Genomic DNA, 11,438 nt, shown 5'->3' on the forward strand with positions numbered 1-11,438 from the left:
CAATCTGACGGGGTCAGGCCGTCTTCGTACGGACGAAGGCGAGCGTGGCGTTGACCGTCGCGAGGCCCTTCATCATGCCCATCTGGTTCCAGCCCATGCCGAACTCGTTCCGGTCCACGGTGAACTCCGCGTCCAGGGCGACCGCGTCGGCGTTCGCCTTGGTGAGGCGGGCCGTGAAGGTCACCGGGCGGCTGATGCCGCGCACGGTCAGCTGGCCGTCTACGTGGACGGTGTCGCCGCCGCGGAGTTCGGCGCCGCGTACCCCGAAGGTGATCTCGGGGTGGTTGTCGGCGTCGAAGAAGTCGGCGGAGCGCAGGTGCTTGTCGCGCTTGGTGTGCTTGGTGTCCAGGGAGGTGGCGTCCAGGGTCACGGTGCCGGTGGCGGAGCCGTCGGACAGGACCTCGCCCTGGCCGCCGACGACGGCGAAGGCGCCCTTCACCGTGACCATGCCCCACATCGTCTTGTGACTGACGGCGACGGTGGTCGCGGTCCGGTCGAGCTGCCACAGGCCGGTTTCTACGGCAACGGTCATGAGGGTCTCCACATACGCAAGGGGGGACGAAAAAGGATGACGAAGGACTGACGAAGGGATGGCGAAGACGCCGACCATCGACGGTCATCCAAATTTGGATGATGCTCACGCTAGCCCGTAATCCAAATCTGAACAACCCTCCGCGACTCCTTCGTGCAAAATTGGACAACCGGTAGGATCGAAACCATGGCCGACCCTGCCGAGAGCGCCCCCGACCTGCCCGCCTGCCCCTCCGCGAGCGAGAGCGCGCTGCTCCCGGCCGAGCTACGGGCCTGGATGATCCTGCTGGCCACGACCGGGTCGATCGAGCAGCGGCTCGGCCCCGTCCTCAAGGACACGCTCGGGGTCTCCCACGACGAGTTCCTGGTGCTGTGTCTGCTGGCGGGCCGGGCCGACGGCGGGCTGCGGATGACCCGGATCGCGGAGCTGCTCGGCCGCCCCAAGACCCGGCTCACCTATCAGATCGCCTGCCTCCAGCACGCCGGGCTCGTCACCCGGCGCTCGGTCTGCGGCGACAAGCGGGGCGTCGAGGTGGCCCTCACCGAGAAGGGCCGCCGCCTGTTCACGGAGGCCTCGCCGACCCTGGCCGACACGGTCAACTCGGGGCTGGCGCGTATCGGTACCGAGGAGCGCGAGGCGATGTGCGGGCTGCTGCCGGAGGTGGCGGGCGGGGAGACGGTGTGACTCTCCTCGCGCCCGCCCGGTCGTCAGGCCGCCAGAACCGCGGGCTCCGGCCGCGACTCCGCCCCTGACTCCGTCACCTCCGTCACGGCCTCCGTCTCGGCCTCGGTGAGCAGGTCGACGAGGGTCGCGCGGGCCCGGGCCACGCGCGAACGCACTGTCCCCACAGGGCAGTCGCTGACCTCGGCCGCCTCCGCGTAGGGCAGCCCCATCAGCTGCGTGAGGATGAACGCCTCGCGCCGCTCGTCGGGCAGCGCGGCCAGCAGGTCGAGGAGCGCGATCCCGTCGTCGAAGCCGGGCAGGCCGCGCGGTTGGGCCAGTTCGGCGGTCAGCCGCCAGTCGTCGGTGTCGCACAGTCTGGGCCGGGCGGCGGCGTGCCGGAAGCTGTCGATCACCGCGCGGCGCGCGATGGACATCAGCCAGGAACGGGCCGAGGAGCGCCCCTCGAACCGGTGCAGACTGCCGAGCGCCCGCAGGAACGTGTCCTGGGCGAGGTCGTCGGCGGCCTGCGGATCGGCGGAGAGATGGGCGACGTACCGCACCACATCACGGTGCAGGGCGCCGACGAACCGTTCGACGGCGGCCGGGTCGCCACCACGGGCGGCGAGCGCCCAGGCGGTTATCGACTCGTCCAACGGACGGGCCGTGGAGGTCGGGCGGGTCGAGGCGGGCAGTACAGGAGTGATCACCTGGAGTCCTTCTCGGATCATCCGGAATCCGGCACGGCGACAGCCCACGAGACGCGACGCACGCGAAGGCGCTGCGAGGCGCGAGACGTGCGGGCACGCCGCTACCGGGTGAGGGAGGACGGCCGTACGCGCTGCGCGGGTACGGCCGGGGCCCGGGCGCCCGCGGAGGCCGACGTCGAGTGCGTCGGCGCTGCGTGGAACGGCCCCGGGAAACCAGGGCCTGTCGTTCGGATCACGCCTGCTTCAGGCCGCGACACCATGTGTGGTGCGGGCAGCCGCAAGGAGGCGGAGGAGGGTGTGCCACTCCCGGCGGCCCGGGCGTGATCCGAACGACAGGTCCTCGCTGTCTCAGATGACAGCGAGCCCCGTCGGTGGACCCCGAGAAGTGATCGCGTGGACGAGCGGGAGCAGGCGCGGCGCCCGGTCCGAGGTGCCGCGTCGCGGGCGGAGGCGAGGGCGGTCCGGTGTCACGGGCCGTGCGAGCGCCAGCCGCAGCGGAGCCACCAGCCGGCCGGCCACCGCCCGCAGGATGCGGAACGCGGCCCGTTCGCCGTACGCCAGCCACAGACCGCAGAGCAGCGCGGCGAGCGTGTGGGCGGCGAGCATGCCGTACGAGGACGACAGGGCGTCCGTGCCGTGGCCGCCGTGGGCCATGTGCCCCAGGCCCATGACCATCCCCGTGTCCATGTCCATGCCCACGTCGGCGTCCATGCCGGTGTGGGTCATGTCCATGGAGTCCGCCGACGTGCCGGCGGTGCTCCGCGCGAACGAGAACGCCGAGTGGAGCGCGCCCTGGGCGACGACCACCACGCCCACGACCAGCGGGAGTCCGCGCTCGCGGCCGGCCAGGCACCAGCCCGCGCCGGCCATGACCACGGTCCCGGCGACGAGCGTCCACCAGGGGACGGAGGAGCCGGACATCAGCACGTGGCCGAGGGCGGCGAGCAGCACGCAGACGGCCGCGAACACCGCGGCCCGCAGCGTGCGTGCACCCCATCCGGCAGTCATGACGGCGCTCATCCTCCCATCCGGCACTCGTTCGTCAGTGGTGGGTACGTAAATTACTGATCAACCGTTCGGCGGGGTACCCCCGGCCGGTCGGCGGGGGTTCGCCGGACGTTCGGCGGATACCTGGTCCGACCTGCGGGTTTCCACTCTGGAACCATGACGCAAAACGCCTCTTTGCCGAATTTCGCCGCCGGTACTCAGATCGAACCCACAGTTCCTGTCAGCCCCGCCGGCACACGTCCCGCACAGCTCGGCCGACTGGTCGGCGTGGACCTCGCGCGTGGCCTCGCCGTCTTCGGCATGTACGCCGCCCACGTCGGCCCCGACCCCTCCTCGGGCGGGGTGACCGGCCATGTCATGGAGCTGTTCCACGGCCGCGCCTCCGCGCTCTTCGCCTTCCTGGCGGGCTTCTCGATCATCCTGATGACGGGCCGCCGGGTCCCGAAGACCGGCCGCGAGGGCCGCCAGGCCGTGGCCAAGGTGCTGATCCGGGCAGTGCTGCTGGTCGCCCTCGGCACCTGGCTGACCTCCACCGGCACCCCGGTCGAGGTCATCCTGGCCTACTACGGCCTCTGCTTCGTCCTGGTCCTGCCCTTCCACCGGCTGCGCGCCGGCGCCCTGGCCGCCATCGCCGCCGGTACGGCACTCGTCCTGCCCCAACTCCTGTACGTCGTCCGGCGGTCCGTCGACGACAGCTCCTGGGCGGAGACGTTCACGCACAACGATCCGCTGGCCCGGGTCAGCGGCACCGACGGCTTCGTCGAGCTGATGTTCACCGGGAGCTACCCGGCCCTGGCCTGGGTCCCGTTCCTCTTCGCGGGCATGGCGGTGGCCCGTCTCGACCTCGCCGCCACGGCCGTACGTATCCGCCTCGCCGCCACCGGCATCGCGCTCGCCGTGCTCGGTTACGGCGGCTCGTGGCTGGCCCTGCACCTCGTACCCGGTGTCTCCTCCGCCCTCGCGGCGGGCGGCGGCGAGGACGGCTCCGGTTCGGTCATGTCGGCCTGGTGGTCGGACACGGCCGGCTATCCGACCGGGGACTCGGCGGCCTGGCTGTGGGTGGCCTCCCCGCACAGCGAGACGACGCTGTCCGTCGTGGGCAACACCGGGGTCGCCATCGCCGTACTCGCCGGTTGCATGGCCGCCGTCGACGCCCTCCCCCGCTTCCGGCGCCTCGCGGCTCCGGTCGTCGCGGTCGGCACGATGTCCCTGACGGCGTACGTCCTCCACCTGGCCGGCATCTGGGCCCTCGGCATCGACGAACTCCCCGGCTCCCCGCTGCACGTGCTGTTCGGCTTCCTCGTGGCCGTGACCGTCTTCGCCGTCGTCTGGTCGTGCTTCTTCAGGCGCGGCCCGCTGGAGCGCCTCATGGGGGACGCGACGAGGATCGCCAGGTCGGTGAAGTAGTAGCCGGTCCGACTGGACGCCCGCTTTTGAACGTGTTCAAATATCTACGCCGGGCTCGCAGCACAGCAGTTCAGCGCACACGCTCAAGTCCCAGGGGGAGCCATGAGGATCGTCATTCCCGGAGGAACCGGCCAGGTGGGTACGGTCCTGAACCGCGCCCTCACCGCCGCCGGTCACGACGTCACCGCCCTGACCAGACGGCCGACGCACGACCGCGAGATCGCCTGGGACGGCGAGACCCTGGGGGACTGGGCCAAGGCGGTCGACGGCAGCGACGTCGTGATCAACCTGGCGGGCCGCAGCGTCAGCTGCCGCTACACCCCCGCCAATCTGCGGGCCATGATGGACTCGCGGGTGCACTCGGCCAGGGTGGTCGGCGAGGCGATAGCAGGCGCCGCCCAACCTCCCCGCCTGTGGCTCCAGATGAGCACGGCGACCGTCTACGCCCACCGCTTCGACGCCCCCAACGACGAGGCGACCGGCGTCATCGGCGGCACCGAACCCGGCGTACCGGACTACTGGGCCTACAGCGTCGAGATCGCCAAGGCCTGGGAGCGGGCCCAGGAGCAGGCACCGACGCCCGCCACCCGCAAGGTCGCCCTGCGGACCGCCATGGTGATGAGCCCGGACCGCGGCGGCGTCTTCGACGTCCTCCTCCGCCTGGCCCGGCTCGGCCTCGGCGGCCCGGTGGCGGGCGGCGCACAGTACGTGTCCTGGATCCACGACCAGGACTTCGTACGCGCCGTCGAGTTCCTGACCGCCCGGGAGGACCTCACCGGCCCGGTGAACCTCGCAGCTCCCCACCCCGTCCCCCAGCGCGAGTTCATGCGGGCGCTGCGCGCGGCGTGGGGGGTCCCGGTGGGCCTGCCCGCAACCCGTTGGATGGCAGAACTGGGCGCGTTCGCACTCCGCTCGGACACAGAACTCCTGCTGAAGAGCCGCCGCGTCGTCCCGGGCCGCCTGCTCGACACGGGCTTCACCTTCGACCACGAGGAGTGGCCGAAGGCGGCGACCGACCTCGTACACAGGGTGCGGAGCACACGAAATCAGGGGCGCCAAAGCGCCCCCTGAGGGGCGCGGGGAACTGCGCGACCAGCCCCCACCGGACCCGCACCAGACAACCAAGCACCCTCGACGGCCGATCTCACACACGAGGCGCACCACAACACCCCCTAAGGGGCGCGGGGAACTGCGCGACCAGCCCCCACCGGACCCGCACCAGACGAACAACCGCTCCCCCGTATGCCCGTCGAGCGCGACTAGGACAGACCAGCCTCCGCGACAGCGAGCGCCGAGCGAAAGCTCGCCGCCAGTTCGGCCCCGGCCGAGGCCGGGTCGGACTCCGCGTCGCCCCCGCGCCAGGCGTCCCGCTCAGCCGCCGCCCGCAACGCCGCATTGAGCATCGCGGCCTGAATAACCGGCCGCACATCATCGGCAGGCAAACCCGCACGCGCAGCCAGCGCACGGGCAAAGGCCGGCTCGGCCTCGTCGTGCGACTGAAGCCAGACGGCACGCAGCCCCGGCTCGGTACGGGTCAGCCGTACCAGCTTGCGCAGTTCCGCGACCCCGGGCCGCCCCGCCCAGTCGTCGATGTCCAGCGCCGGCGCCAGCGCCTCCTCCAGAGGCCGCCCGGGCCCCCACTCCCGCAGACACCCGGCGATCCGGTCGATACCGGCCGCGAACAACGGACTGACGCAGCTCTCCTTGCTCGGGAAGTAACGCCAAACGGTCCGCGACGAGACCCCCACCGCCTGCCCGATCTGCTCCCCCGTCGTGGCGGTCACCCCCTGGGCGACGAACAGCTCCACCGCGGCCAGGGCGATCTCCAGCCGAATCTCGGACTTGCGCTGCTCGGTCAGCCGAGGCCGACCCGTCCGCCCGCGCCCACGACCGGAAGCCTCGCCCTGCCTGCCGTCCGGCACCAGCGACTCCTCGCTTCCACCCCGTACTTCCGCCCCGTCATCGAGGACCGGCCCATTGTAGTGATCCAGAGAAGACACCTCGACTTTATGTCTTTCAGAGACATTAAGTCGTACGGTGGCACCGCAACACCCCGTTGCACCCTCACGCACCACCTCTGGAGCACGTCATGACCACTGGACTCAACGGCCGCAGCGTCATCGTCACCGGCGCCGGTTCCGGCATCGGCCGGGCCACCGCGCTGGCCTTCGCGGCGGAGGGCGCCCGCGTCGTGGTCGCCGATCTCAACGCCGACGGCGCCGCCACGACCGTCAAGGAGATCGAGGAGGCCGGCGGCACGGCGGTGGCCGTGGTCGGCGACCTGAGCGAGCAGACCGTCGTCGACGAGGTGGTCGCCACCACCGTGGAGCGCTTCGGCGGGGTGGACGCGCTGGTCAACAACGCGGCGATCATGGACAGCATGTCGGCCGCGGCGGACGTGACCGACGCGGAGTGGGAGCGGGTCATCCGGATCAACCTGACCGCGCCGTTCCTGCTCTCCCGGGCCGTCCTGCCGCACATGATCGAGGCGGGCAAGGGCGCCATCGTGAGCACCGCCTCCGAGGCGGGCCTGCGCGGCAGCGCCTCCGGGACCGCGTACACGGTGTCCAAGCACGGCATCGTGGGCCTCACGAAGTCCCTCGCCGTGATGTACCGCAACCAGGGCATCCGCACCAACGCCATCGCCCCGGGCGGCACGCGGACCGGCATGATCCCGACTGCCGACTGGGAGGCGCACGGGCCGAAGACGCTCGGCCCGTACCTGGCCAGCGTCGGCCGGGTGTCCGAGCCCGAGGAGCAGGCCGCCGCGATCGTGTTCCTCGCCTCGGACGCGGCCAGCAACATCAACGGCGTGATCCTGGCCGTCGACAACGGCTGGTCCGCCGTCTGACGCCAGACGTTCACCAGGCAGGCGCACCCTGGTGCTTGAGACCTCAAGGGAGTGGAGGAAGCTGGTCGCGACCAACTCTCCCTGGAGGTACGTGAGATGACGAGCCGTCTGCCGCGCCGTACGGTGCTGGGCGGAATGATCGGCGGTCTGGCCCTGGCCTCGGCCGCGGCCGGCACGGGGGCCGGATCCGCAGTCGCCGCAGGCCGCACACCGGGCGCCAGCACCGGACAAGGAGCCGCCGGGACCGTCGGAGCCCTCACCCCCGAGCCGTACGTGTCCCTGGCCGTGGGCGTCGGCGGCGGGCCCGCCGGGACCGACCGCGTCCATGTCCTCAAGGTCGGCCCCGACACGGCGGGCACCGTCCTCGTGCTGGTGCCCGGCATGTTCGGCGCCGCGAACGACTTCCGCCTGCTGGCCCGCGACCTGGTCGCGGCCGTGCCCGGAACACAGGTGTGGGCCCTGGACCGGCGGGAGGAGAACCTCGCCGACCGCACCGGCTTCACCGGCCCGGACCCCCTCGCCCACTACCTGGACGGCCACTACCGCACCCTGGACCCGGCCGCCTCCCCCTTCGCCGCGCACTGGGGCCTGCCCCTGACCCTCGCGGACCTGCGGACCGTCGTCCGGGCGGCGGGCCGGGGCGGCCGGCGCGTGGTGCTCGGCGGGCACTCCTGGGGCGCGACGACCGCGCTGGCGTACGCGGCCTGGGACTTCGACGGCTGCCCCGGTTACCGGGACCTGGCCGCGCTGGCCGTCATCGACGGCGGTGTCCTCGGGGCGTTCGACGGCACGGGCGACCCGGTCGCCGACTCACCGGAGCAGGTACGGGAGCGGCTAGCGGCCATCGACGCCGGGGCGGTGTTCGACCTGACCCTGAGCGGGGTGGGACTGGGCAGCCGCGCGGAGAGCACGCAGATCTGGTACCAGCTCGCCGGCCATCACGCCCTCCACGACCCCGACGGCCCCTCGGTCCTCCAGCCCCGCCTGCCCGAGGCCCTGCGCCTGCCGTACCCCGTCACCAACGCGGCCCTGCTGGGCTTCCTGGTAGACGCGGACTTCGGCTGGCCGAACGCCATCACCGTGCACTCCGGACACCTCGCCGACACCGGGGACGTACGGGGCTGGATCGACACCGGCATCACCCCGATCCGCCGGGTAGCGGAGTCGTACGCCGGCCCGGTGCCGGCCGTGTGGGAGTGGTACTGGCCGGCCCGCCTCTCCATCGACCTCGACGTCACGGACGCCTACACCGACTCCCCCCACACCCGCTCCCTGGCCCTACGCCTCCACCACGCCGCCCGCCTGGACATCCCCCTGTACGCCTTCGGCACGAGCTACGCCAAGGGCACGGTGGAGGAGGCGGCCCGCAGGGTGGTGTCCAACTCCCGCATCCCATACGCCACGTACGAAACCGACACCGGCATGAACCACCTGGACCCCCTCTTCGCGACCCCGTCCGACAACACCCTGACGCACACACTGGCGCGGTTCCTGAGGGAAGTAACGGGTCGCTGAACGAGGGGGATGTCGGGTGGCGCGCCAGCGCCCCCGACAGGGGCGCGGGGAACTGCGCGACAAGCCCCCACCGGGCCCGCAGCCAACAACCCGCCCAACCAACACGCAGCACTACGCGTCGGGCAACGACGCGGCAAGCTGCTCCCACACCCCGTACACATCCACCCCAACCACCCCGAACTGCGTAACAACAGCAACGCACCGCCCGTCCTCGTCGTCCAACTCCAACGCCGAGGTCGGGCCATGCGCCCCCGAGGCCCGCACAAGGTGACACTCCCGCACACCCGCGAGGTCGATCTCCACCGAACTCTCCGCAACCGCCGCGAACACCCGCCCGCCCACGGTCCGGTCGGTCACATGAACCCGCCCCGCGCACGCCTGCATGACCGCCGGGGCGAACACGGCGACCCCGATCGGCAGCCCGACCGAGCACACATGGTCGAGCACCGACGGCACGACGCCGACGTCGACAGCCCGGTGCTCACCGCGATACCGGTCGAACGCAGCACGCCGGGCAACCCCACCGTCCGCAAGCACCGCGTCGAACTGCGCGAGTTGGTCACCGCTCTCCCACGCGGGCACCTCAGGGGCAGCGGACGCCCCAACCGCCGACGCCCCAGCCTCGACCGTACGGGCGAGTCCGACCAGCAACCGGTCCCCCTCCGACAGCAGCCGCCCCTGATGCACGGTCCGCCCGTCCCCGTCGATCAGATGGACGGCCACCGACCCGCTGTTCTCGTCCCGTTCGACCACGGCCGAGGCGACCCCGTCACCGTCGAGACGCAGCGCGATCGACCCCGGCCGGACGGCGAACGCGTCACCGCGCACACTCGGGACGGCATAACTCCCGGCCTGGTCGATCCGCGCGACCGGCCCTCCGGTGACCGCCTGGACGTACTGGAAGAGCGTCAGGCACCGCGCCAGCTCCGGCATTCGCGCGTCGATCAGTCGCACACTCCTGTTCCGCCGGGAGCAGCACCCTTCCAACGCGCAACGCCGGTCGCCGTGCTGCTCCGCCATGTTCAGTACACGTCCCGGACGTAGCGCTTCGCCCGCCGCAGGTCCGCGAGGTACTCCGCCGCGTCGTCGTCACCACGTCCGCGCTGCTCGCCGATGACGCCCAGCAGGGCCGTCTCGACGTCCTTCGCCATGCGGGAGGCGTCGCCGCAGACGTAGACGTGCGCACCGTCCTCCAGCCAGCCGTACAGCTCGCGCGAGCGCTCCCGCATCCGTGTCTGGACATAGATCTTCTCGGCCTGGTCGCGCGAGAACGCGAGATCCAGTTCGGTGAGCACGCCGCGCTGCCGCAGCTCCGTCAGCTCGTCCTCGTACACGAAGTCGGTGTCGCGGTGCTGGTCGCCGAAGAACAGCCAGTTGCGTCCGGCGGCACCCTTCGCGGCCCGCTCGTGCAGGAAACCGCGGAACGGCGCGATGCCCGTGCCGGGGCCGATCATGATCATCGGGGCGTCGTCGTCGGCCGGGACGCCGAAGGAGGCGTTCGGCTGGACGTAGATGCCGACGGACGCGTCCTCGCCGATGCGGTCCGCCAGGTACGTCGACGCCACGCCCTCGTACGTCCGCTGCCCGGTACCGTAGCGGACGGACGCGATCGTGAGGTGGATCCGGTCCCCATGGGCGAGCGGGCTCGACGCGATCGAGTACTGGCGGGCCTGCAACGGCCGTAGCAGCGGCAGGAGTTCGGCGAGGTCCGGGGCGGCGGAACCGGCGTCCTGGAGCAGGTCCAGCACATCCCTCCCCCAGAGCCAGGAGTCGAGGTCGGACCGGTCGCCGTGCGCGACGACGGCGGCCAGCTCGCTCGACGGCGCACGCTCGACGAGGTCGGCGATCAGCTCCTTCGACGGGGTGCGGATCTCCCGTTCGGTACGCAGGAGTTGGGCTGTCTCCGCGTCTCCGCTCGCGCCGAGGTGATCGAGCAGCGTGCCCACGAGGGCGTCGTCGTTCAGCGGTACGACGGCCAGCGCGTCGCCCGCCTCGTACGTGATGCCGCTGTCGCCGAGGTCGAACTCGTAGTGCCGGATCTCCTTCGCGCTGTGCGGGGAGGACAGCAGCCGGTTCACCGTGAGCCGGGACGGGTACGGGGTGCGCTTGTTCCAGGGGGAACGGACGCGCGCCGGTGTCGCCGCGGGCGTGCTCGCGGCGGGCGCGCCGGTCGCACCCGTCTCCGCGACCAGGCGGTCCAGGACCGCGCCCGCCCAGGCCGCCGCCGGTTCCTCGAAGTCGACGTCGCAGTCCACGCGTTCGTGCACCCGGCCGGCGCCGAGCTGCTCCAGGCGGGTGTCGATGAGCTTCGCGGCCTGGCAGAAGTCGTCGTAGCCGCGGTCGCCGAGGCCGAGGACCGCGTACCGCAGACCTTCGAGCCTCGGTGCCGTGTCGGACTGGAGCGCCTCCCAGAACAGCCCGGCGTTGTCGGGGAGTTCGCCCTCGCCGTACGTCGAGACGACGACAAGTACGTGGGACATCGTGGCGAGTTGCTCGGGCGTGACGGCGTCGAGCGCGGCGGTCCGCGCGCCCAGGCCACGGGCCCGGGTGCCGGCGGCGAGTTCGTCGGCCACGAACTCGGCGTTGCCGGTCTGGGTGCCGAACAGGACGTCGATCGTCGCGGCGGGCGCGTCACCCGCCGCCTCGGCCCGGCGTCCGGCTGCCGCTATGCCGGCGATGAACCCGGCGAGCCAGGACTCCTGGGCGGCGGAGAACGGTGCGTCCACCGGGATGAGGGACCCGGTCGGGGGCATGA

11 protein-coding genes are annotated in these 11,438 nt (G+C 71.8%); 5 read left to right on the forward strand and 6 right to left on the reverse strand.

Annotated features, from left to right (window positions below):
* Positions 1-13: 13 nt before the first annotated feature.
* Complete coding sequence (locus OG787_RS10455; protein WP_369029392.1) at positions 14-532, reverse strand: YceI family protein; 519 nt, start codon at positions 530-532, stop codon at positions 14-16.
* A gap of 186 nt (positions 533-718) precedes the next feature.
* Here OG787_RS10455 and OG787_RS10460 point away from each other — a divergent pair, with 186 nt between their 5' ends.
* Complete coding sequence (locus tag OG787_RS10460) at positions 719-1,216, forward strand: MarR family winged helix-turn-helix transcriptional regulator (protein ID WP_369029391.1); 498 nt, start codon at positions 719-721, stop codon at positions 1,214-1,216.
* A 23-nt stretch (positions 1,217-1,239) separates the two neighbouring features.
* On the opposite strand, the gene OG787_RS10465 is transcribed toward OG787_RS10460, so the two are convergent.
* Together OG787_RS10465 and OG787_RS10470 are read right to left on the reverse strand one after the other, a co-directional pair.
* Positions 1,240-1,902, reverse strand: coding sequence for a sigma-70 family RNA polymerase sigma factor (locus OG787_RS10465; protein WP_405535014.1), 663 nt, complete (start codon positions 1,900-1,902; stop codon positions 1,240-1,242).
* Between the two features lie 348 nt (positions 1,903-2,250).
* Positions 2,251-2,910: a hypothetical protein gene (locus OG787_RS10470; RefSeq protein ID WP_369029389.1), complete on the reverse strand. Its 660-nt coding sequence runs from the start codon at positions 2,908-2,910 to the stop codon at positions 2,251-2,253.
* A 156-nt stretch (positions 2,911-3,066) separates the two neighbouring features.
* Here OG787_RS10470 and OG787_RS10475 point away from each other — a divergent pair, with 156 nt between their 5' ends.
* Both OG787_RS10475 and OG787_RS10480 read left to right on the forward strand, forming a co-directional pair.
* Positions 3,067-4,317, forward strand: coding sequence for a heparan-alpha-glucosaminide N-acetyltransferase domain-containing protein (locus OG787_RS10475; protein ID WP_405535015.1), 1,251 nt, complete (start codon positions 3,067-3,069; stop codon positions 4,315-4,317).
* Between the two features lie 102 nt (positions 4,318-4,419).
* Positions 4,420-5,388, forward strand: a complete 969-nt coding sequence (locus OG787_RS10480) for a TIGR01777 family oxidoreductase (RefSeq protein ID WP_405535016.1) — start codon at positions 4,420-4,422, stop codon at positions 5,386-5,388.
* 188 nt (positions 5,389-5,576) lie between these two features.
* Here the strand turns inward: OG787_RS10480 and OG787_RS10485 are convergent, their stop codons facing one another.
* Entirely contained in the window at positions 5,577-6,239 is a 663-nt protein-coding gene (locus tag OG787_RS10485; protein ID WP_405535017.1) for a TetR/AcrR family transcriptional regulator, read from the reverse strand.
* 167 nt (positions 6,240-6,406) lie between these two features.
* On the opposite strand from OG787_RS10485, the gene OG787_RS10490 reads away from it, so the two are divergent.
* Together OG787_RS10490 and OG787_RS10495 are read left to right on the forward strand one after the other, a co-directional pair.
* Positions 6,407-7,168, forward strand: coding sequence for an SDR family NAD(P)-dependent oxidoreductase (locus tag OG787_RS10490; protein WP_405535018.1), 762 nt, complete (start codon positions 6,407-6,409; stop codon positions 7,166-7,168).
* A 96-nt stretch (positions 7,169-7,264) separates the two neighbouring features.
* Positions 7,265-8,683: an alpha/beta hydrolase gene (locus OG787_RS10495; RefSeq protein WP_405535020.1), complete on the forward strand. Its 1,419-nt coding sequence runs from the start codon at positions 7,265-7,267 to the stop codon at positions 8,681-8,683.
* Between the two features lie 111 nt (positions 8,684-8,794).
* Here the strand turns inward: OG787_RS10495 and OG787_RS10500 are convergent, their stop codons facing one another.
* Positions 8,795-9,637, reverse strand: a complete 843-nt coding sequence (locus OG787_RS10500) for a hypothetical protein (protein WP_405535021.1) — start codon at positions 9,635-9,637, stop codon at positions 8,795-8,797.
* A gap of 68 nt (positions 9,638-9,705) precedes the next feature.
* Positions 9,706-11,436 (reverse strand): sulfite reductase flavoprotein subunit alpha, encoded by a 1,731-nt coding sequence (locus OG787_RS10505; protein WP_405540460.1) that lies wholly within the window; start codon positions 11,434-11,436, stop codon positions 9,706-9,708.
* Positions 11,437-11,438: the final 2 nt, after the last annotated feature.

This window comes from Streptomyces sp. NBC_00075 (assembly GCF_045041225.1).
GTDB classification, from domain to species: Bacteria; Actinomycetota; Actinomycetes; order Streptomycetales; family Streptomycetaceae; genus Streptomyces; species Streptomyces adonidis.